Consider the following 20,673-nt stretch of genomic DNA (forward strand, 5'->3'; position numbering starts at 1 on the left):
TACCTATGAATGGGGGATTTTTTTATGAGTGGAACGAAAGAAAAAAAACTCAATCTGCCACAGTCACTGCTTTTGCTGCTGCTGATCATCGTATCCGTCGCAGTCTGTATCCGCCTGAAAACCGGCGGTCCTATGATCGGCCTGTTTGCAAGCTGGATTTTTATCTATCTGTTTTGTAAGATTTTCGGTATTTCTTACGCCAACATTGTTGCCGGCGCATACGATGCCATCCGTATGGTCGTCCCGACGCTCTGCCTTCTGATGGCCATCGGTGTCATGATCGGCACCTGGCTGCAGAGTGGCACCATTGCCACCATCATTTCCTGGGGCTTAAAAATGATTAACCCGTCCTGGCTGCTGCCTCTGACGCTGCTGTTCTGCTCCATTTTGAGTATTGTAACCGGTACTTCCTATGGTTCCGTCGGAAGCGCAGGTGTTGCCATGATGGCGATCGGAAACGCCATGGGTATCCATCCTGGCATGGTAGCCGGTGCTGTCATCTGCGGTGCCATGTTCGGTGACAAATTAAGTCCTCTTTCCGATACCACAAACCTTGCTCCGGCCGTTGCAGATGCCAAACTTGGCGATCATATCCGCTCGATGCTCTGGACCACCCTTCCAACGTATGTAATTACCTTAATTCTTTTTACTATTCTCGGTTTCCAGCAGACCAGCGGAAGCTATACCGAGGGAAGCATTACCGTTTACATCGATGCTTTAAACGGTGAATTCCAGCTCGGATGGATTACCATGATCCCTGCCATCCTGATTATTGTATTGCTCCTCTGCAAAGTAAATGCGATCTCTGCACTTGGTCTTTCCAGCTTCGCTGCCGGATTTGTTTCCTATTTTGTGCAGCACGATACTCTGCAGGGCATCATCCGCACAGCTTACAACGGTTACACAACCACAATCGAAGAACCGGTATTACAATCCATCTTAAACCGCGGCGGCATGGGAAGCATGCTCCAGTACGTAGCCATTATCTGCTTTGCTGTCGGCATGGGCGGCATGCTGGAAAAACTCGGTGTACTGGATCACATTCTTCAGGCGATTGTAAAGAGAATCAATAGCGATGGAAGTATGATCCTGGCAACGATGATTGTCGGTTACGTGACCAGCCTCATCAGCTGCTCCCAGCCGATGGCACACGTTCTGACCGGCCGTCTGATGGCACCTGTCTTTCAAGAGCGCAAGGTTGCACCGGAAATTCTTTCCCGCTGCCTCGAAGACTCCGGAACTATGGCTGGTCCTATGATTCCATGGCATGGCTACGGCGTATACATGGCCGGCACACTTGGTGTTGCATGGTCGGCATTTTTCCCGTACTTATTCCTGCTTTACCTGACCCCGGTTTTCAGTATTTTCTACGGATTTACCGGAATTTCCATTAAGCATCTTCCGGAAACCCAAAACAATGAATCAAAAGAAGAGAAATAAGGCAAAAGCAGAAATCGTAACAGAAAATCATAAACAGAAACAGAAACAAAAAAGAAAAGGAAAAGAGAAAGAATGCAGACAAAACTTGTTCTTCTCGGAACCGGCACACCAAATGCGTGTCCGAATGCCAACGGACCTTCCTCCGCTGTCGTGGTCGGTGACCGTGCTTATCTGGTAGATTTTGGCCCTGGCGTTGTCCGCCAGGCCTCAGCCGCCTATTTTAACGGCGTAGATGCCCTGCGGCCGGATCTTCTGACCGTTGCCTTCTGTACGCACCTTCACACAGACCATACCGCAGGATACCCGGATCTGATTTTTACTCCGTGGGTGCTGGAGCGCCCGGTTCCATTGAAAGTTTTCGGGCCAAAGGGCTTACAGCACATGACCGATCATATCTTACAGGCCTATGAAACCGACATTGATTTCCGAATTCACGGTTTCGAAAAAGCAAACGAATCCGGCTACCGCGTTGAGGTAACAGAAATTGAATCCGGCATTATCTACCGGGATGACCTGGTTACGGTGGAGGCTTTTCCGGTCAGCCACGGAACACTGGAATGCTACGGCTATAAATTCACCACACCGGACCGCACGATCGTCATCACCGGCGATACCGCTCCGCTGGATCTCGTGGCAGAAAAAGCGAAAGGCTGTGATATCCTGCTGCACGAAGTGGAATACGCCGCCGGAATTTCCTGCCGCGAACCAAAATGGCAGAAATACCACCGGGAAGTGCATACGTTAAGCACGGATCTTGCCGGTGTTGCAAAAAAGGCAAATCCGAAGCTGCTCGTTACGTATCACCGGATTTACCATATGAATGTACAGGATAACCACAAAAACCTTGCCGCCGAGATGGCATGGCGCGATGCCGCGATCTTGGATGAAATCCGGGATGCAGGGTATGACGGATATGTCGTGAACGGAAAAGACCTGGATGTATTTTAAAATACGGGGCAGCGTACCAATTCTGGTTTACGAATTAGTACGCTGCCCCGTTCGTTTTGGGATGAGCCCGGAGACGCTTTCTATTTTCATTTACCCGACTGGCAGATTCTACCATACTCTGCGTTATTTCAGAACTGTTTTTTCTGTCTCTGCCTGTGATTTACCACAGGACGCAGAAGAAAATACGCAAAAACAGCCAGTGATGAAAACCATTTATTTCTTTGACATTAACCTCCTCAGAACGTATAATCATAGTATTACAACTCTGGCAAAACAGCAGGATTTTCTGCTGTTTGTCGTTACAGGAACCTGATCCGCAGACGGCTTGCACAGTCTGCCTTTCGTTTGCGTTCCAGAAAGGATGTTTTATATGGCAGCTACTACTGCGAAACCCGTAAAAAGCGCCGGTAAAATTCCCGGCAGTACCTTGAAAATCATTGCGATGGTCTGTATGCTGATCGACCACACTGCAGCTGTACTTTTCGACCGAATCCTGATTTCCCGCGGTCTTCTGAATGCGGTGAACGCTTCGGACGGAGGCGCATCATTTCTCTCTACCGGAAACACAGCTGTGATTTATTATGCGGATATGATTATGCGCGCAATCGGAAGGATCAGTTTTCCGATTTTCTGTTTTCTGTTGATTGAAGGGTTCATGCATACGCATGATGTGAAAAAGTATGCGCTGAATCTTGGGATTTTTGCACTGGTTTCGGAGATCCCGTTCGATCTGGCATTTGCGGGAAAACCGTTTTATCTGGATTATCAGAATGTCTTTTTCACTTTATTTATCGGCCTTGTGATGATGATTTTCTGCAGAAAATCGATTCAAAAGCGCAAAAAGATGCCGGTGCATGGCAGAGGGCGAACTGGAAGGTTTCGGTTGGCAAGCTGCTGGTGATTGTGGCAGCCTGTGCAGTGGCCACGCTGTTGAAGACAGATTACAGTGCAATGGGAATTCTGACGATTGTGCTGATGTATAATATGAGAAAGAATAAAATGTACTGTATCGGAATCGGGTGTGCGGTGCTTACGCTGTTGAGTCTGAATGAAATCACCTGTTTTCTGGCTATGATTCCGGTGCATTTTTATAACGGAAAACGGGGATTGAATCTGAAGTATCCGTTTTATGCGTTTTATCCGGTGCATCTGCTGGTGCTGTTTGCGATTGCGGCGGTACTGGGGATGGCGGGGGTTGCGGTTGTTTAAAAAACGGACACCCGGAAGTGCACCTGCGCCGCCTGGGACTGTGCCCTGGGGCACAGTCCCAGACGACACAGACGCACTTCCGGGCTGACATTGAGGCGGGCGGTGGGGAGGTCTGGATTTGCTGCGCAAATCGGCGTGAGATTCTACTTAATATACTTCTTAACTTCCAACGGATACCCCAAAAGCTCTTCGCTGCGAATCACTTCAAAATTCTCCGGTTGAAAATCTTTGCGTAACGTCACAGTGTTCAGGCAATGATATCCCAATCTATGATAGAGTTTCATCGCTCCAAAATTTCGCGCAGCTACCTCAAGATAGACAGATTCAGAATACTTTTTTATCTCGCTTCGACCAGCGCAATCGCATGACTTCCGTATCCATTTCCCTGGTATTCCGGAAGTACGAAAAGATCTTCGATCCAGTCAACTTCCGCCCCGCGGCTTCCGAGATGCACAAATCCAATGGGGATCTCTTCTTTTAAGATAAAATAAAACACATGCCCTTTGTCTGTCCAGGCAGCAAGATTCTCCGCGGCCTCTTCGTCGGTTATAACATAATCACCATGAGCCAGCCAAAAGCCTCGAATCAGCTCTTTTGCAAGTTGTGCTTCGTTTTCATATTTCTGTAAAGCTATAATTTCATTCATTTTTTCATCTCCCTTGTTTTTTTAACCGAATCAAGTAAGTCCCAACCCCCTGCTTATTGCTTCGCGCAATGGAAGCAGGGGACTTGTTTGATTCGGTTAAACTATGATATACTCAAATCATCATGATACCAGGCTCAAAAAGCTAATGCAAGCTCGCTTGCAAGAGGATTTTTGAACTCTTGACCTGTCAAAAACATGACGAGGAGTGCAATGATATGAAAAAAGCGACAAATTTGATATCCTTTCTGATTTTAATGATGGTACTGGTCGGCTGTAGCAAAGAAACGGTCCATATCGACTTTCCTTTTGAAGTTGGAGATGTTGAAAATATCGAAATGTACCACTATGCGGGAGCACCGGTATCAGCAGAAAAGAAAATAGTCGTTGCAAAAACTGATATAACAGACTTGTATCATATGTTTGAAAACTTATCATTGACAGACAAACAAGTCGAGGAAATCACAGGAGCAGATGTGACCAGTTTTCGATTTAACCTTTCGGATGGGACAAACTACGAACTGGTTTATGTCTGCAATGGAGTCAAGAACGGAAAGCTGAAATCTTCCACGGGCAATTTTGAATACTTCACAAGTTCAGATATCGGCTCATATTGGTCAAATATGGATCTTGAATCAGTTCCAGTGAAAGAAAGTGAATTGCCGAAGTGGCATACCTGATTCAGCCTCGAAGGACTCCCTGTCATACGCGCTGGGGTGTTTTTATATATGATTCATCTCGTTTCCGTTTCTCATAAATCGCTTCCATCCATTCCAGCACATCCTCTTGGTTCTGCTGAAACGGTTCGCTGTGGCTCAGGAGAAAATACGGCGCACGCACGTTTTTCAGAACTCGGATTTCTGCCAGCAGGCGCTCGGCATTATAAACGGTCTGTCCGTTTTTCTGCGTCGCATATGCCGCATCCCCGAGAAAGCACCACGTCTCATCCACTTCCAATGCAAGCGATCCTTTGGCATGACTCGATGGAATCGGAAATAAATGTAACCGCACGTCACCGTCCTGAAACCACGTATCTTCTTCTATCACAGTTCCTGTTTTTGTATAACGAAACGTATTTTTCCCCTGGTAAACCGCTTCGCACGAAATCTCCGACAGATTCCCAATATGGTCGGGATGAAAATGGGATAAAATCACCCGAATTTTTTTTCCTGTCTGTTCTGACTTTTCCTGCAGAATTTCTGAAACCGCAGGATGATTTCCCACGTCATATACCCAGAAAAATGCATCACCCTCGATGATCACAACATTTGCCGAAAGTGGATGTTCTGTCGGTGTAAGATAGGAAATGTGATCGTTGATTGTCTGGATGTGCGGAATCTGTATCGGCTCTTTTCTTTCGTTCTTCATTCAATCAGCACCTCTTTTCCTTCGAACGCAAAACACAATGACCGACAGATTTATGAAATCTCTTTCATTCTCTGCCGGTCATGATATTAATGAAAATTAGTAGCTATCTTATTTTAGAAGCTGAACACCGCCACACCATACGCCGGAAGTGCATATGCAATCCGATATGGCTGGCCATCGCATTCTCCCTCTTTGGCACGGTAGGCTACCTGGCGTTTTTCGGTCGGGCCGCCGTATTTGACGTCGGAGCTGTCGAGTACCAGGCGGTACTGTTTTTTGCGCGGTACGCCGCACATGTAGTCCGGTCTCTCGACTGGTGTGAAGTTGCAGACAAACAGCAGATTGTTCTTGCCTGTCGGTGACCAGCGGACGAAGCTGTAAATGCTGCGGTCGCCGTCGTTGGCATTGATCCACTGGAAGCCTTCGTAGCCGCAGTCGTTCGCGTAGAGTGCCGGGTACTTGCGGTACATTTTCAGCAGGTCACTAAAGAAGGTCTGCAGATGCTGATGCCCCTCATCTGCCAGCAGGAACCAGTCGATCTCGCGTTCCTCGCTCCACTCGCGGAGCTGTCCGAAATCCTGTCCCATGAACAGAAGTTTTTTGCCCGGGTGCCCGAACATGAAAGCATAGCCTACCATCAGGTTCTGGAATTTTTCCTTCAGATCGCCCGGCATTTTATTGATCATCGAGCATTTCAAGTGGACAACCTCATCGTGCGAGAGCACCAGAATGTAGTTCTCGGAAAATGCATAGGTCATGCCGAAGGTCATCTTGTTATGGTTGTATTTGCGGAAGTATGGATCGAGCTTCATGTAATCGAGGAAGTCATGCATCCATCCCATGTTCCATTTGTAGGAGAAATGCAGGCCGCCGTCCTCTACGCTTCCCGTTACCTTCGGCCACGTTGTGGACTCCTCGGCAATCATGATGACACCTTTGTTTCGTCCGCGCACCAGGGTATTCAGGTGTTTGAAGAACTCGACGGCTTCGAGATTTTCATTTCCGCCGTTCTTGTTCGGCACCCACTGGCCCGGCTCTTTTCCGTAGTCGAGATACAGCATCGAAGCAACAGCATCGACACGGAGACCGTCTACGTGGTACTCTTCTACCCAATAAAGCGCATTTGCCAGCATAAAGTTTTTCACTTCATTTTTTCCGTAATCAAAGATCTTCGTTCCCCACTCCGGGTGCTCGCCCTTTCTCGGGTCGGCGTACTCATACAACGGCTGGCCATCAAAATCAGCAAGGCCGTGCGCATCTTTCGGGAAATGTGCCGGTACCCAGTCCAGAATAACACCGATTTTATTTTTATGCAGATAATCAACAAGATATTTAAACTCTTTCGGTGTTCCGTAGCGGGAGGTCGGTGCGTAATAGCCCGTTACCTGATAGCCCCAGGAACCGTCAAACGGATGCTCTGCAATTCCCATCAGCTCTACGTGGGTATAGCCCATTTTTTTTACGTAATCGGCAAGCGAATGTGCGAACTGAACGTAATTGTAAAATCCGTCCGGGTTGGATTCGGACCATGGATGTTTCATCCAGGAGCCCGGGTGCACTTCGTAGATAGAGAGCGCGGATTTCTGAACGTCAAATTTTTTGCGGTTCGTCAGCCATTCGCTGTCACCCCAGCGGTAGCCTTCGATTTCCGCTACTTTTGACGCGGTACCCGGCCGTTTTTCGGATGTAAATGCGTATGGATCTGCTTTGTACAGTTCTCTTCCGTCCGGTGTGCGGATGTAATATTTATACATCATTCCCTCGGTCACGCCCGGAACGAACACTTCATAAACGCCGTTCTCGCCGACTTTCCGCATCACATTGGCATGGGCATCCCAGCCGTTGAATTCGCCGATGACAGATACTTCCGCCGCATGCGGAGCCCATACGGTGAACCAGGCTCCTACTTTGCCGTCTTTTTTGTCCAGGTGCGCACCCATTTCCGGAAATATCGTAATGGGTTGCCTGGCCAAATAAGTACTGATCCAGTTCAGAAAATCTTGGCTGATAGCCCGCCGGTTTTTTTGGCGCTTTTCTGGTTTTCGCTGTTGTTTTTGCCGTTGTTTTCGCAGTTTCCTTCATAGAAAAAATCCCCTTTATGCTTCTTTTTCAATCAGAACACAGCCGCACGGAGGTACTTCAACAAAAAGTTTTCCATTTTCTGGAGAAATGGCTTCTCCGGTTACCGCGTTTTTCCATGTTCCGTCGCAAGATGCAGGAATCCAGACTCCCGCACTCTGGTTTTCATCATTATTTACTGCTGTGATCAGAGCGTCTGTCTCATCCAGGCGTGCAAAGGCATACTGGCGGTTGGTCAGCATGAGTTCGCGGTATCTTCCCGTTCGTGCTGCAGGATGTTTTTTTCTGACGTCTGATAATGTTTTGATCCATGCCGGAAGTTTTTCTGCCGGCGGATTTTTCTCCAGTTCTTCCAGATTCAGCGCCGGACGCAGCGGATCGTCGTTTCCGCCTTCTTTTCTTCCCTCGATGCCGAATTCCGATCCGTAATAGATGGACGGGATGCCCGGCAGGAAGTACAGCAGCGCATAAATTGGAATCATGTTTTCTTTTACGTTCAGCTTGCTGGCCAGACGGTCTACGTCGTGATTGTCAACGAAGCTGTACAGTTTCTTTCCTTTGTAAATGCCGCCGTTTTCGTCAAATTCGCGGCGGATCGTATGTGCAATTTCGAAGTAGTTATAATCGTTATGTCCCGAATAAAGTCCTTTGTGAAGCTCGTAGTTTGTGACACTGTGCAGCAGATGCTGGCCGTCTCCGATGTAGCGCGCATAGTCGCCGTGGATGACTTCGCCCATCAGCCAGAAGTCCTGTTTTTTGGCGGATGTGCGTGCGCGCATCTGCTCCATGAAGCCGAAATCCAGGCAGTCGGCGCAGTCGAGACGGATGCCGTCGATGTCGAATTCGTCGATCCAGAAGTCGATGACATCAAGGAGATAGTCGCGGACCTGCTGGTTCTGGAGATTCAGGTTGACGAGTTCGAAGCAGTTTCTCCATGCTTCGTAGGAGAATCCGTCGTTATAGCAGGTGTTTCCGCCGAACCAGATTCCTTTGTACCATCCGCAGTACGGGGACTGTTCTCTTTTTTCCTGAATGTCGCGGAAGGCAAAGAATTCGCGGCCGGTGTGGTTGAAGACACCGTCTACGACGACTTTGATGCCGAGTTCGTGGGCTTTTTTTACGTATGCGGCAAAGTCCGCGTTGTCGCCTAAGCGGCGGTCTACCTGTTTGTAATCTTTTGTGTCGTATCCATGTGTGGTTGATTCAAACAAGGGGCCGATATAGATTGCGGTACAACCGAGATCTGCGATGTGCGGAAGCCACTGTTCCAGTGTGGAAAAGCGGTGTACGGTTTCTTCCGATTCATTTTTCCTCGGCGCACCGGTCAGTCCGATCGGATAGATGTGATAAAATTCTGCCTCTTCATACCATGGTGCCATTTTGTTTGTCCTCCTTGTTTTTGGGTTATGAGTAAATTCCATACATGAACTGGTGTACCAGACGGTAGACTTCTTCGTCCCGGACGACGAGGTTGGAAAGATCGGATTGATCTCCTGCTGTCATCATCAGGTAGTGCATCAGGATTCCGGAGAAGCCTACGGCGAATTGTTCCTGACGGCCGTTCATGTTGCCGAGTTCGGCGCTGGCGTTGTCGAAGACGTCGACGCACAGGTGATAGAACCGGTCAATCATTGGGTATACGGTGCGGAAGCCTTCGCTTTTTCTTCCGGAATAGAACAGTGCCATCATCAGCATATGGAATTTCGGGTCTTCGGAGGCTCCGTTGAAGAAGGCACGCGCGATGCGGTACAGTTTTTCGGGGATGTTTTTCCCGGTTTCGGAGGCTTCGATGAGTTTTTGTTCCATGGGTTGAAAGTGCTCGTTTAGCAGGGCTTCGAGGAGGCCTTGTTTGCTGCCGAAGTAATAGTACAGGGTTGGTTTGGATACTCCGGCGGAGTCTACGATCTGCTGAACACCGACGGCGTCGTACCCGCTTTCGTAGAAGAGGGTCAGAGCTGAGTTCATGATTAGCTGACGATTGTCCATTTTGAATCCTCTTTGTTGCGGAAGGGACGCTCTCTGGAGTTCGCCTGGCCGCGGTGTGTTTGGGTGGTTGTTTGTTACGTGTGAGTTGGCATTTGTTTTGGTTTAAAATGCTTTTGTTGATTTTGTATTTAAGAAGTCTGCTTTTGTGTGTGATGGTCGAATTGCGTGAGTTTTTGGCAATTTTGACGAATTTTGTTGGATTTTGCAGGTTTCTTATGTGTGTTTCTGTTATCATTATACCAATCGGTATATAAAAAGTCAATGCGAAATATATAATGGATGAAAATAGATGCATAGAAAAAGAACCGGCGGGGAAATCTTTAGTTTAGTTCTCAGATTTCTCTGTCGGTTCTTTTCTTATTTTCCGATACTGTTTTTATACGAACTGAACCTCACATGACTAAAGTCACGTGCTTCAGACCGCTTTAGGCGGCAGACAAAATATCGGCGGATACGCCTGTTTCTTAGATCTTGCGCGGATACGCGCTTCTTCCATGCCGGATACGGCAGGTCTCCACATAACAGGTAGTCCACAGTATATCTGCCTGTGTTTATGCTGCTTTTCGCAGTTCCATTTCTGAAATTAAGTCTCTCAAATCCGCATAAACACATGAGGTTCTACTCTTTACTGCAGGAACTTTTGCCTCCAGCAAAGACCTTTCCGTTGCCGGTAAGGGTTTTAAAATTTCACGGATAAAATATCTTGCTCCAATATTGTACGATGCAGATAATCCTCCTTCTGCATTTTTTTGCATTTTCTCTTTTTGTTCTCCAATTGCTGTTTTCCTTCGGATGTCGTATAATGGAAACAGCATTTTTCAAATTCAAATTAAGGAGAACATAAACTGATGATACGATTTAATAATGACTACAATCACGGTGCGCACCCGGAGATTCTGGAGGCGCTGGGGGCTATTAATGGGAACAGTTATGGTGGATATGGGGAGGATGAATGGTGTGAGAAGGCTGCGGAGCTGATTCGGGAGAAGATTCATTGTGCGGATGCGGCGGTTCATTTTTTTCCGGGGGCGACGCAGGCGAATTTTATTGTGACGGCGGCAGCGCTTTCGCCGGTGCAGAGTGTGATTGCGGCGGATACCGGACATATTAACTGCCATGAGGCGGCTTCGATTGAAAATACCGGGCATAAGATTCTGGAGCTGCCGAATACGGATGGTAAAATTTCGGCGGAACAGATTGCGGCGTGTGCGGCGGCTTATTATGAAGGCGGTGAGCCGGAGTATCTGACGGAGCCGAAGATGGTATATCTTTCATTTCCGACTGAGCAGGGAACGCTGTATTCGCTGCAGGAGCTGACGAAGATTCACGAGGTCTGCCGGAAGTATGATATGTATCTGTTTGTGGACGGGGCACGGCTTGGATACGGGCTTGGATCAGAGAAGAATGATGTTTCTCTCGAGGATCTCGCTGCTCTCACAGATGTTTTCTATTTCGGCGGAACGAAATGCGGTGCGCTGTTTGGTGAGGCCGTTGTGCTTACAGCTGACTCGCTGAAAAAGCGGTTCAAAGCCTACATGAAACAGAACGGCGCTGTCCTCGCAAAGGGATGGCTGCTCGGACTGCAGTTCCACTGCCTGCTGGGGCATGATCTTTATTTTACTGCGACACGCCGCGCCGATGAACTTGCCATGAAACTCCGCAAAGCATTTGCGGCGCAGGGGATTCCATTCTGGGTGGAGAGTTTTACGAATCAGCAGTTTGTGATTCTCACCGATGCGCAGAAGGAAACTCTGGAAAAACGCTATATTTTCGAGCCAATGGGGAAATCCGCGGACGGCGGAAATATTGCGCGGTTCTGCACCAGCTGGGCAACGACGGAAGAGGAAGTGCAGACACTGATTGATGACCTCAAAGCTTTATAATTTTTGTCCAAAACGGCATTCTGCAAACACCGGCGATCTCTAAATCTGCTTTGCAAATTCAAAGAAAAAGCTGTACCGGTGTGCCACGAAAATGCAGATTTTGCCTTGTTTTACTCCGAGAAAGGAATCTTTATGTCTCATAAAATTGGTATTACCGCCTGCTCCAACCCCATGCATCCTTCCTTTTCCGCCGATCTGGCGCGTCTCTGTCAGATTCTGCGGGAGCTGGGCTTCGATCCTGTTTTAAGCCCCTGCCTCTACGACAACGGTTCCAGCTTTTCCGGCACGGGCGCGGAGCGGGCGGATGCGTTGATGAACCTTTACTGTGACCCAGAAATCACGGATATTTTTGATGTTTCCGGCGGCGATATGGCGAATGAAATTCTGCCGTATCTGGATTTTTCTGTCATCGCCGCCTCCGGCAGGCGCTTCTGGGGATACAGTGATCTCACAACGATTGTCAATGCTGTCACGACTGCGACTGGAAATGAGTCGATGCTGTATCAGGTTCGAAATCTGCTGTACGACCACAGCGCCGAACAGATCACTCTGTTCCAAAACGCTTTTTCCGGGCAGTCTCCCAGCCTCTTCGACCTCCCTTGCACATTTCTGCAGGGCGATCACATGGAAGGTGTGATGATCGGCGGAAATATCCGCTGTTTTCTGAAGCTCGCCGGAACGGATTTTCAGCCGGATTTCCGCGGAAAAATCCTGCTCCTCGAAGCCATGGGCGGCGGCGTTCCGCAGATGGTTACGTTTCTGTCCCAGCTGAAAATGATGCATGCCTTTGAACAGATCAATGGTATTCTCCTCGGAACATTTTCCCAGATGGAACGCGACCAGCTGACGCCGGATATGCCGCAGCTTGTCCGCCAGGCGGCCGGACCGGATCTCCCGATTGCAAGGACTCCGTATATCGGCCACGGCACGGATGCACATGCCGCCGTGATCGGCAAATTTTATCAGATTTCTTCTGACTGATATACATCCGCGTAGCGCACGCCGAACTCCTCTGCGTCTGCATGGCGTTCCATATAGATATCAATGTGGCCGTACGGCGTGCCGCGGTCCTCGACCGTATAAATTTTTCCGCCGATATTCAGCTTCGTTCCAAACGGCAGAACGCCGGTTGCAATGGTCCGGCCCTGCACCGGCATTTTTCCGGATGCGGTCGGGCCGCCCGCCCAGCGGCCACAGCAGACGGCGCAGTTGCAGTAAGCGGTCAGTTTAAAATTGCCGAGATATTTTCCCGAAGCGCTTTCCAACCGATCACCTGCGGTACTGTTTTCTGCACTTGTATTCTGCACATTTTCTGCTCCCGCCTTCTGTTTTCCACCATTCCCGTTTTCTGTTGTCTGGTTATCCACAGAGTTTCCTTCTTTTCTCCCATTATCCACATCTCCCGTTTCTATTTTGCTCTCACGCATTTCCTTCGAAATCACCCGCACAGCAAATTCTGTCGATTTCTCATAGTTAAAATCTGAAATCAGAATCCCCGTCGCCTCGCTTCCAGCGTGGATTACTTTTCCATCACCGAGATAAATCATGACATGGTAAATAAACCCGCTCTCCCGCTGGTAAAACAGCAGATCACCAGGCTTTGCCTCCTGCACCGGAATGCGTGTTCCAGCTTTCGCCTGCTGGCGTGAGGTTCTCGGAAGGGTATACCCGAAATTAGCAAAAATCTGCTGGGCAAAGCCGGAACAGTCGCAGCCGTTTGTAAGACTCGTCCCGCCCCAGACGTACGGATTTCCCAGGAATTTTTTCGCGTACTGCAGGACCTCGCCGCGCGCTTCGTCAGAAGAAAGAAGTGTTCTCGTCGTTGCATATGTATAGGTGTACGCCTTATTATTCCATGGCTTCACCCACATTTCCGCCATGGGAAAACTTTCCTCCTGCCAACGGTTTACCTCTTTTTCAGCCTCTTCTCCGCGCAGGAGATACCGCGCGCAGACAAATCCACGGACATCGCCGGATTCCACATAAACCCAGTCAGAATCCGCATCCGCTAAAATATAACAGAGGCTTCCCTTCGGCAGGATTCCGACGATTTTCTGATTTGTGCCTTTTCCTTCGCGGACGTGAAGCCAGGAATTCACATCGGCGATAGCATATGTTTTTTCAACCGTATGAAACAGCCACGGCATACGGGAAATCGTGACTTTTTCAGCTTCTGCCGCCTGCCACTCACTGTAGCTTTCCCGCGTGCGCTCAGCTTCCTGCTCTGCCGAAAAGACGGGTTCAGCCTCGGCGGCTGGCGGTTCCGCAGACTGTGATAAGTCAGAATCCGAAGAGACTTCTGCCGTCTTGTCCCCACCAGTTGCATCATCACTTCCTGCAGATCCGTTTTCTTCCTCCGGCGGTTCCATCTGCTCCCCATCTCCGCCGCCGATTTCTTCCTGCCCCGGCCATGGATCGTTGGAAATATCTTCCCCTTCGCCCGGCCACGATCCATCCATTTCACTGTTTCCCGGTGTTTCCGGCATGTCTCCCTGATCTCCCGGTTCTGGATTTTCCGGCTCCTCTGGCTCTGTCTCGCCTGCCTCTCCCGGTTCTGCATTTTCCGGCCCCTCTGGCTCTGTCTCGCCCGTTTTTCCCGGTTCCGTCATTCCTGCATTCTCTCTGCCGTCAGGCTCCTGCGGTTCCGGTTCCTCCGGACTGTCTCATCTTCTTTTCCCTCGGATCCACTTTCCTCTTCCATCTCATCATTCTGCGTACCTTCCGGTTCTGTCACCTCTTCCGCTTCCGCAGGTGCCTCCTCCGCCGCATCTTCCTCCACGCAAAAAGAAGCAGCCCCAACGGCTGCTTCCCCTGCAATCTCAATTCCAATCTGTCCCGGATCGGCCGTTTCCTCTTCTGCTGCATAAACGGCTGTCGGGTTTCCCAGTGTCACTGCGAGCGCACCGATCATCGCGGCGCGCACCAGCTCGGCGCATTTGTCGCCCATCATTGTTTTATCAACCATTTTCGCTTTCTCCTATTCAATTTGTCCGGCCAGACGGAATTGATCCGAACAAATAAAACAGAAGAAACACCTCTGGTATCGCTTCCTATTCCTCTGCTCGAAACAGTCTGACCGCATTTTTTTCTGTCGTCTCAATGACTTCTTCTTCCGAAATTCCCTTGAGTTCTGCGATCTCCTGCACAACGTACGGCAGATACAGAGATGAATTTCGTTTTCCCCGGTACGGAACCGGTGCCAGATACGGACTGTCTGTTTCCAGCAGAATGCGCTCCATCGGAGCCATCTGAACCACTTCTTTGATCTTCTTCGCATTTTTGAACGTCACCACGCCGCCAATGCCAAGATAAAATCCCATTTTCAGGTATTCCTCTGCCATCTCCACAGAGTAGGAAAAACAATGAATGACGCCGCCGATCTCCTCCGATTTTTCCTCTTTCATGACGCGGAGCGTATCGGCCGCCGCCTCCCTGCTGTGAATAATCATCGGAAGTTTTTCTTCCCGAGCAAGCGCAATCTGACGGCGGAACCAGTATTCCTGCTTCTCGTGATTCTCCTTGTCCCAGTAATAGTCAAGGCCAATCTCACCGACCGCGACCGCCTTTTCCATGCGGCAGAGTTCCCGCATCCGCGCCATCACGTCCTCGTTCAGATCGCCCACCTCATCCGGGTGAAGGCCGAACGCGCCGTAGATGAACGGATACGCTTCCATCAGTTTTCTTGTATTTTCCAGTGATTCCAGATTTGCCGAGACATTGATGATACGCCCGATTCCGTTTTCCTGCATCGAGGAAAGCAGCTCTGCGCGGTCTTCATCAAATTTCTCATCGTCATAATGTGCATGTGTTTCAAATATCATATCCGAATTTCTCCTTAAAAAAACGAAACAGAAACGGAAGAAAGCTCTGCATAGCCTTCCCCTGTTTCCGTTTCCACGTTTATCCATCCTATCGTTCGTTGTTTTCGTAAAAGTAAAGTGCGCCGCTGCGCCTGTGCTTATTATAACGCATTCATTTTTCCCGCGTCAACCAGGAAACGAAAAAAAGTCACTCTTCAACATGATCACCGCCGCGCCGCAATCTCATCCAACAGGCAGCCCGCCACTTCGTCTTTTCCCATGAGCGGAAGCTCCTTGATGCCGTCCTTCGTGATCAGCGTCACCACATTCGTCGCCACACCGAAGCCGGCACCCTCTGTCTTCAAATTGTTTGCCGCGATCATGTCCAGATGCTTCTTCTCCAGCTTTGCACGCGAGTTTTCCACCATGTTCTCGGTTTCCATCGAGAAGCCGCATACAAACAACCCCGGATGACGGTTCTTTTCCACCCATCCCAGAATATCGTCGGTGCGCTCCAGCGGAATGCTCATGTCACCGTCCTTCTTTTTGATTTTCTGATCCGCCACCGTCACAGGCCGGTAATCAGCAACCGCGGCCGCCTTAATCAGAATATCCGTCTCCGGCAATGTCTCCCGCACCGCCTCCAGCATGTCCTTCGCCGTCGTCACCGGTCGCATCGCAACGCCTGGAACCGGGGCTAATGAAACCGGGCCGGAAATCAGCGTCACCTGCGCGCCGCGGAGCATCGCCTCCCGCGCTATCGCGTATCCCATGCGGCCGCTGCTGTGGTTCGTCAGATACCGCACCGGATCGAGGGATTCCTGCGTCGGGCCTGCAGTCACGGTGACACGCACACCAGCGAGCGTCTTTTCGCGGGCAAGCTCCATCGCGATATAATCGAGCAGCACCTCCGGGTCCGGCAGTTTTCCTTTTCCGACGTCCTTGCACGCCAGCATTCCCACGGTCGGCTCGATGATGCCGAAACCGTATTTTTTCAGCGTCGCCAGATTATCCTGCGTAATCGGATTTTCCAGCATCGCCGTATTCATCGCCGGAGAGACCAGCTTTTTGCACTTCGCTGCGAGCACCACCGTTGTCAGCATATCATCTGCAATGCCGTGTGCCATTTTTGCAATCACATTGGCGGTAGCCGGGGCAATCATAATCAGATCCGCCGCTTTTGCCAGCGAAATATGCGTCACCTCATATTTAAAATCACGCGCAAACGTATCGACCACGCAGCGGTTGTTGGTCAGCGTCTCGAACGTCAGCGGGGTGATGAACTGCGTCGCGTTTTCGGTCATGATGACATGCACGTCTGCTCCGGCTTTCCGAAGACCGCTCGCCACATTTGCCATTTTATAGGCGGCAATTCCGCCTGTCACACCAAGTACAACACATTTTCCGTCAAGATTTTCCATTGTAACTCCGTTCTGCTGCCTCGAAGCAGCTTTTTTCCTATGATAGTTTTAGTATAGCAGACAGAAAAACAGATTACAACCAATCCTGTTTGCCATTGATGCAAAAAGGCTTTATAATAAAAGTACAAAAGAACTCTACTTTTAAAATAATCGCGAGGTATTTTTATGATTTTAGCCATTGATATCGGGAACACAACCGTTACGCTCGGCGGCGTCCGGATCGCACCGCAGCAAGCGTATTCCCTCGAATTCACAGCCCGGATTGACATCAACCACACCTGGTCTGCCAGCCAGTATGAATCTGCGATCGAGCAGCTTTTTGAAGACAAGAATCTTTCCCCGTCCGACTTTCGGGGCGTCATCATTTCCAGCGTTGTTCCGTCGGTTCTGACGCTTCTGCAGGAATGTGTCCGTAATCTGTTCGGCACAGAACCGCTGCTCGTCACATCCGAAAGTGATCTCGGCATGACATTTTCCATCCCGGAACCGGAAAAAGTAGGCCGCGACCGCCTCGTTGATGCAGCCTGGGCCGCCGCACATTATCCGCTGCCGGTCATCACCGTGGATCTTGGAACAGCGACGACCTTCAATGTCATCCGGGAAAACAGCGTCTTCTGCGGCGGCGCCATCGCACCGGGACTCGATATGGGACTTGGCGCCCTCTCCGAGCGGACCGCCCAGCTCCCGCGGCTCGACCTCCAGATCCCGAAACGCATCATTGGCAGAAACACCGAAGAATGCATTCTCTCCGGCACCATCGTCGGCATGGCCGCGATGCTCGACGGAATGGTCCAGCGCATCGAAGCCGAACTCGGCTCCCCCGCCACCCTCATCCTCACCGGCGGCGCGGCACGCTTCGTCGAACCGCTCGTTTTACATCCTCATATCTATGACCCGAACCTTCTGCTGAAAGGGCTGGCGTTCCTGTGTGAGCGGAATTGTGCAAATTAAAATCGTACTTCCAAATATTCATCAGACTTTTTCATTCTGCATGACGTTAAAAAGCGTGTCTGTTCTCCAGGCACGCTTTTCTCTATTTTTCTATGGAATCGCAACCCTTCTTTGTGTTGCCTCTCCGCTTTTCAGTTTTTCCTGATTCTCCTCTTTCAGTTTTAAAATACACGGGCGAATGCTTTCATCATACGTTTCTGTTGTCTGAAGTACATGACCATTGTATACAATCACATCATCGGAATACAGAAATACAAGCGCCATCTGATTCATCTCATGATCGTAGATCAGAACATACCAGTTATAATCATACAAAATCCTCTCTGTCATGTTGAATACCTGTTTTGGCTTCTGGCAGGAAATTTTTTCTCCGTAAATGGTCGAGAGAATTTCGTCCATCTCCTCCGGATGATCCTCGCGCGTGATCGCAAAGGACATTCCGGCTCCGGTGTCTTCCGGGATATAAAGATAAATCATCTCGGCTTTGTCCGTATCAAAGGTTTCGATTTCCTGCAGCAGTTCCTGATCCGATTTTTCTGAGATGAAATCTGCTGCCGTCAGGAAAACATCTGTCGTACCCCGCTCAGGACCAATGGGATTTTCTTTCTGTGTATACACCGCCGTCATTCTTTTTACCAGACATCCTGCAATCACGCAAAGGATCACTCCAGCTAACACAGTGATTTTTCTCTTTTTCATACGTTTCAAGGAAATCACCTCTCTTCCAAAACAGACATTCCGGGAACCTTCCAAAAGTTGAATTTTCTCTTTTCAGTATATCATGAATTTTTCCGGGACACACTCTTTTCCTTCTCCCTATGCACGGAAAAACTCCCGGCACTGCCGGGAGTTTATGACTTTCTTATTTCATAGTAACTATTCAGAACCCCATCTCGATTCCGCTTGCGCTGCATCTCGATGTTGCTTCTCGCCATATGAAATTCCAGAAAACCGTTCATTCATGCAAGCATGATTCACGATTTTCTTCCATTTCGCATGGCTCTGAATAGTTACATTTCATATTACTTTTTCACCTGCTCATATACCAGTCCCGGATAAGCTTCGAGGCTGACACCGTTTTTTTCAAACATTGGAAATGCTTCTGCGCCGGATGCGCATACGGCGGTTGCCATGCTTGCCTGTTCGGTGTAGTTCTCCCAGTTGTCGGTGGTAAGGCCAGGCTGGTATGCTTCCCAGGCGGTTTCGTATTCGGTGCTCTTATCGGAAGGAATCGCATCTTTCAGGCTCTCGCCGGACCAGACGGCAAGCTGATCTGCTTTTTTGTAAGTGTATTCCGGGAGCTGATCGTCGCCCAGCGACTGGTACAGTTCGTAGCGGGTAATGGAGTCTTTGGAACTTCCGTAGGATTTTTCCATTTCTTTTTTCACGGTATCCATATCGGCATCATCCGGGTAGGTGATGTCTACTTCGCACAATACCGGTTTTCCCGTCGCTCCGGTCTGATCGAGGTTGATAAACTGAAACATGACTCTGGAAGTTTTCTCGCCGAAAACAGTGGCTTCTGTATCTACTGCGATCGCGGCTGCACTTTCGGTCTCAGAGAAAATTTCCACCTGATCCCGATCTAAATTCCAGTCGGCAAGCACTTCATCCACTGTTTTTCCCCATCCGGTATCCGGCGGCGTAATTTCCTTGCTGCTCTCTTTCGCTCCCTGACATCCAGTCAGCAACAGAGCGCATATTGCAAAAATACCTGCTAATTTTTTATTCATACACCTGCATCTCCTTTCCGTTTTGTTATTTTTTTCACATACTTTTTTTGTTAGCCCTATACTACCATATATTCTTCTGAAAATCTATGACGTTTGGTGAAAATTTTCTTACATTTTTCTTATGCATTCGATTTAAATCAAAGAAAAAGCAACAACATCCCTTATAGAAATTCTCTACCGCTATTAAAAAACGCTCCCCCAGTATCTATAACGCAAGGGGAGCGTCTATTTTCAATTAGTTCGCTTGTTCTGATAATCGAGTTTTGCTTAAGCTCTCTCCCAGCGGCCTCCCGGGGCTGAAGATATAACACAATAAGCAATATTCAAACTTGAGGTTCCAGCTTTAATATACGAACGACAGGACCGTCCACACTCTAAAGTCGAATATGTAATCATCTGCGTATTATTTGGAGTATAGTGATATGGGGTTCCTCCAGCAGGATTTGAAATTGTTTTTGTAATATCATCATACTGGAATCCCACCTCTGGTGAATATTTGGATGTCTGCATTAAACTACTTGCTTTCATAGAGGTTCCGTAGTTCAGTGTTGTTTCAAACCAATTAATTCGTACCTTTAATGCCTGACGGTCATTTGTCACGGATACTTTCATGGTTGCATAAATGCTGTACTGGCTAAGCTGCCCCGTATTGCTTACAATATCAGTGATTGCTACTCTTTGCTGATGCTCGTCTACAATCAACAAACCCGTTGAAATAATATCCTGCTCGCTGCCATTTTCATCCACTACCTGTGTGATTGACAAATAATCATCCGGCTTTGCATCAATGGCGCGGGTCTTCATCTGTTTTTCCTGATATTGTTCAATTGCAACCTTAATTACGTCACTTTCATTCGTGATGTGATTGTTTAAAACCTCTTCATACACTCTGTTTTTTAATTCTGCATTTGTTTCTGCTTTTACTGTTGTAGCAAATACACTAGTCATCACCAAAGCTAACATACAGAAGCCGATTGCTGTTAACGCATTTTTCAATCTTTCTTGCATAAATAACTCCCTCTCTTTCGATTTGCAAAATTAATCACTGCTATTAATTCTCTTCTGCATTGGACTTTTCTCCTTCCTTCATTTTGCCTGTTAGCCTAGGCTCATTTAAAGCCTGGATTCAGTTTTTCACATTTCTTTACTTAAAAGCCCAAAAAAGTTTATGATGTTAAATGAAAATAAAAAAAACCATCTAACATCATAAAC

20 protein-coding genes and 1 pseudogene are annotated in these 20,673 nt (G+C 48.7%); 8 read left to right on the forward strand and 13 right to left on the reverse strand.

The genetic code is table 11. The annotated features are described in order from the left end of the window. Positions 1-24 precede the first annotated feature (24 nt). The 4 genes from nhaC to DWZ60_RS18725 all read left to right on the forward strand — a co-directional run bounded on the left by nhaC (position 25) and on the right by DWZ60_RS18725 (position 3,597). Entirely contained in the window at positions 25-1,440 is a 1,416-nt protein-coding gene (gene nhaC / locus DWZ60_RS13635) for a Na+/H+ antiporter NhaC (protein ID WP_117813417.1), read from the forward strand. Positions 1,441-1,512: 72 nt separating this feature from the next. Beyond that, on the forward strand, positions 1,513-2,388 hold the full coding sequence (locus DWZ60_RS13640) for an MBL fold metallo-hydrolase (RefSeq protein ID WP_119198301.1): 876 nt from the start codon (positions 1,513-1,515) through the stop codon (positions 2,386-2,388). 370 nt (positions 2,389-2,758) lie between these two features. Further along, entirely contained in the window at positions 2,759-3,289 is a 531-nt protein-coding gene (locus tag DWZ60_RS18720; RefSeq protein WP_243106607.1) for a TraX family protein, read from the forward strand. A 2-nt stretch (positions 3,290-3,291) separates the two neighbouring features. Further along, complete coding sequence (locus DWZ60_RS18725) at positions 3,292-3,597, forward strand: TraX family protein (RefSeq protein WP_243106606.1); 306 nt, start codon at positions 3,292-3,294, stop codon at positions 3,595-3,597. A gap of 337 nt (positions 3,598-3,934) precedes the next feature. On the opposite strand, the gene DWZ60_RS13655 is transcribed toward DWZ60_RS18725, so the two are convergent. After that, positions 3,935-4,243, reverse strand: a complete 309-nt coding sequence (locus DWZ60_RS13655) for a GNAT family N-acetyltransferase (protein ID WP_119198300.1) — start codon at positions 4,241-4,243, stop codon at positions 3,935-3,937. 215 nt (positions 4,244-4,458) lie between these two features. Between DWZ60_RS13655 and DWZ60_RS13660 the strand changes: the two genes are divergently transcribed. After that, positions 4,459-4,920, forward strand: a complete 462-nt coding sequence (locus tag DWZ60_RS13660) for a hypothetical protein (protein WP_117813422.1) — start codon at positions 4,459-4,461, stop codon at positions 4,918-4,920. Positions 4,921-4,942: 22 nt separating this feature from the next. On the opposite strand, the gene DWZ60_RS13665 is transcribed toward DWZ60_RS13660, so the two are convergent. From DWZ60_RS13665 to DWZ60_RS13685, 5 genes and pseudogenes are all read right to left on the reverse strand, one after another. After that, positions 4,943-5,608 carry an MBL fold metallo-hydrolase gene (locus DWZ60_RS13665; RefSeq protein ID WP_243036540.1) on the reverse strand — a complete coding sequence of 222 codons (666 nt, stop codon included), beginning with the start codon at positions 5,606-5,608 and terminating at the stop codon, positions 4,943-4,945. 113 nt (positions 5,609-5,721) lie between these two features. After that, positions 5,722-7,690: pseudogene (gene glgB / locus DWZ60_RS13670) on the reverse strand (1,4-alpha-glucan branching protein GlgB). A gap of 14 nt (positions 7,691-7,704) precedes the next feature. Beyond that, a complete protein-coding gene (locus DWZ60_RS13675) occupies positions 7,705-9,066 on the reverse strand; it encodes an alpha-amylase family glycosyl hydrolase (RefSeq protein ID WP_119221859.1) in 1,362 nt (453 codons plus the stop codon). 25 nt (positions 9,067-9,091) lie between these two features. Further along, complete coding sequence (locus tag DWZ60_RS13680; protein ID WP_022461597.1) at positions 9,092-9,673, reverse strand: TetR/AcrR family transcriptional regulator; 582 nt, start codon at positions 9,671-9,673, stop codon at positions 9,092-9,094. Positions 9,674-10,224: 551 nt separating this feature from the next. Then, a complete protein-coding gene (locus tag DWZ60_RS13685; RefSeq protein ID WP_243038334.1) occupies positions 10,225-10,488 on the reverse strand; it encodes a hypothetical protein in 264 nt (87 codons plus the stop codon). Between the two features lie 33 nt (positions 10,489-10,521). Between DWZ60_RS13685 and DWZ60_RS13690 the strand changes: the two genes are divergently transcribed. Further along, a complete protein-coding gene (locus DWZ60_RS13690; RefSeq protein WP_055225768.1) occupies positions 10,522-11,556 on the forward strand; it encodes a threonine aldolase family protein in 1,035 nt (344 codons plus the stop codon). A gap of 132 nt (positions 11,557-11,688) precedes the next feature. Beyond that, the gene (locus DWZ60_RS13695) at positions 11,689-12,537 is read left to right on the forward strand and encodes an LD-carboxypeptidase (protein WP_147397754.1); all 849 of its coding nucleotides are present in this window, start codon (positions 11,689-11,691) and stop codon (positions 12,535-12,537) included. Here DWZ60_RS13695 and DWZ60_RS13700 read toward each other — a convergent pair. The 4 genes from DWZ60_RS13700 to coaBC form a co-directional block, all read right to left on the reverse strand. Next, positions 12,519-14,165, reverse strand: coding sequence for an NlpC/P60 family protein (locus DWZ60_RS13700; RefSeq protein ID WP_119221863.1), 1,647 nt, complete (start codon positions 14,163-14,165; stop codon positions 12,519-12,521). The two genes, DWZ60_RS13695 and DWZ60_RS13700, sit on opposite strands and share 19 nt — an antisense overlap. Beyond that, complete coding sequence (locus tag DWZ60_RS13705) at positions 14,162-14,521, reverse strand: hypothetical protein (protein ID WP_119221865.1); 360 nt, start codon at positions 14,519-14,521, stop codon at positions 14,162-14,164. The genes DWZ60_RS13700 and DWZ60_RS13705 overlap by 4 nt, the downstream gene beginning before the upstream one ends. An 85-nt stretch (positions 14,522-14,606) precedes the next feature. Further along, positions 14,607-15,377 (reverse strand): TatD family hydrolase, encoded by a 771-nt coding sequence (locus DWZ60_RS13710; RefSeq protein ID WP_022461123.1) that lies wholly within the window; start codon positions 15,375-15,377, stop codon positions 14,607-14,609. A 203-nt stretch (positions 15,378-15,580) separates the two neighbouring features. Beyond that, positions 15,581-16,777: a bifunctional phosphopantothenoylcysteine decarboxylase/phosphopantothenate--cysteine ligase CoaBC gene (gene coaBC, locus DWZ60_RS13715; RefSeq protein WP_117813435.1), complete on the reverse strand. Its 1,197-nt coding sequence runs from the start codon at positions 16,775-16,777 to the stop codon at positions 15,581-15,583. A gap of 165 nt (positions 16,778-16,942) precedes the next feature. On the opposite strand from coaBC, the gene DWZ60_RS13720 reads away from it, so the two are divergent. Next, positions 16,943-17,728, forward strand: a complete 786-nt coding sequence (locus DWZ60_RS13720; protein ID WP_022461121.1) for a type III pantothenate kinase — start codon at positions 16,943-16,945, stop codon at positions 17,726-17,728. 90 nt (positions 17,729-17,818) lie between these two features. Here the strand turns inward: DWZ60_RS13720 and DWZ60_RS13725 are convergent, their stop codons facing one another. The 3 genes from DWZ60_RS13725 to DWZ60_RS13735 form a co-directional block, all read right to left on the reverse strand. After that, positions 17,819-18,427 (reverse strand): hypothetical protein, encoded by a 609-nt coding sequence (locus DWZ60_RS13725; protein WP_147326134.1) that lies wholly within the window; start codon positions 18,425-18,427, stop codon positions 17,819-17,821. A 323-nt stretch (positions 18,428-18,750) separates the two neighbouring features. Next, positions 18,751-19,461: a hypothetical protein gene (locus tag DWZ60_RS13730; RefSeq protein WP_117805290.1), complete on the reverse strand. Its 711-nt coding sequence runs from the start codon at positions 19,459-19,461 to the stop codon at positions 18,751-18,753. Positions 19,462-19,728: 267 nt separating this feature from the next. Then, entirely contained in the window at positions 19,729-20,469 is a 741-nt protein-coding gene (locus tag DWZ60_RS13735; protein WP_022461191.1) for a hypothetical protein, read from the reverse strand. Between the last annotated feature and the right edge of the window lie 204 nt (positions 20,470-20,673).

The sequence above is a fragment of the Blautia sp. AF34-10 genome (genome assembly GCF_003477865.1).
In the GTDB taxonomy this organism is placed as follows: Bacteria; Bacillota; Clostridia; order Lachnospirales; family Lachnospiraceae; genus Fusicatenibacter; species Fusicatenibacter saccharivorans.

Excerpts from the sequence above, each read along its gene's own strand:
- DWZ60_RS13720 (WP_022461121.1), top strand. The coding sequence starts at position 16,943 with ATGATTTTAGCCATTGATATCGGGAACACAACCGTTACGCTCGGCGGC.
- DWZ60_RS13730 (WP_117805290.1), bottom strand. The coding sequence starts at position 19,461 with ATGAATAAAAAATTAGCAGGTATTTTTGCAATATGCGCTCTGTTGCTG.
- DWZ60_RS13665 (WP_243036540.1), bottom strand. The coding sequence starts at position 5,608 with ATGAAGAACGAAAGAAAAGAGCCGATACAGATTCCGCACATCCAGACA.
- DWZ60_RS13655 (WP_119198300.1), bottom strand. The coding sequence starts at position 4,243 with ATGAATGAAATTATAGCTTTACAGAAATATGAAAACGAAGCACAACTT.
- DWZ60_RS13705 (WP_119221865.1), bottom strand. The coding sequence starts at position 14,521 with ATGGTTGATAAAACAATGATGGGCGACAAATGCGCCGAGCTGGTGCGC.
- nhaC (WP_117813417.1), top strand. The coding sequence starts at position 25 with ATGAGTGGAACGAAAGAAAAAAAACTCAATCTGCCACAGTCACTGCTT.
- DWZ60_RS13680 (WP_022461597.1), bottom strand. The coding sequence starts at position 9,673 with ATGGACAATCGTCAGCTAATCATGAACTCAGCTCTGACCCTCTTCTAC.
- DWZ60_RS13675 (WP_119221859.1), bottom strand. The coding sequence starts at position 9,066 with ATGGCACCATGGTATGAAGAGGCAGAATTTTATCACATCTATCCGATC.
- DWZ60_RS13725 (WP_147326134.1), bottom strand. The coding sequence starts at position 18,427 with ATGAAAAAGAGAAAAATCACTGTGTTAGCTGGAGTGATCCTTTGCGTG.
- coaBC (WP_117813435.1), bottom strand. The coding sequence starts at position 16,777 with ATGGAAAATCTTGACGGAAAATGTGTTGTACTTGGTGTGACAGGCGGA.
- DWZ60_RS13660 (WP_117813422.1), top strand. The coding sequence starts at position 4,459 with ATGAAAAAAGCGACAAATTTGATATCCTTTCTGATTTTAATGATGGTA.
- DWZ60_RS13735 (WP_022461191.1), bottom strand. The coding sequence starts at position 20,469 with ATGCAAGAAAGATTGAAAAATGCGTTAACAGCAATCGGCTTCTGTATG.
- DWZ60_RS13685 (WP_243038334.1), bottom strand. The coding sequence starts at position 10,488 with ATGCTGTTTCCATTATACGACATCCGAAGGAAAACAGCAATTGGAGAA.
- DWZ60_RS13700 (WP_119221863.1), bottom strand. The coding sequence starts at position 14,165 with ATGACGGAACCGGGAAAAACGGGCGAGACAGAGCCAGAGGGGCCGGAA.
- DWZ60_RS13690 (WP_055225768.1), top strand. The coding sequence starts at position 10,522 with ATGATACGATTTAATAATGACTACAATCACGGTGCGCACCCGGAGATT.
- DWZ60_RS13640 (WP_119198301.1), top strand. The coding sequence starts at position 1,513 with ATGCAGACAAAACTTGTTCTTCTCGGAACCGGCACACCAAATGCGTGT.
- DWZ60_RS13695 (WP_147397754.1), top strand. The coding sequence starts at position 11,689 with ATGTCTCATAAAATTGGTATTACCGCCTGCTCCAACCCCATGCATCCT.
- DWZ60_RS13710 (WP_022461123.1), bottom strand. The coding sequence starts at position 15,377 with ATGATATTTGAAACACATGCACATTATGACGATGAGAAATTTGATGAA.
- DWZ60_RS18720 (WP_243106607.1), top strand. The coding sequence starts at position 2,759 with ATGGCAGCTACTACTGCGAAACCCGTAAAAAGCGCCGGTAAAATTCCC.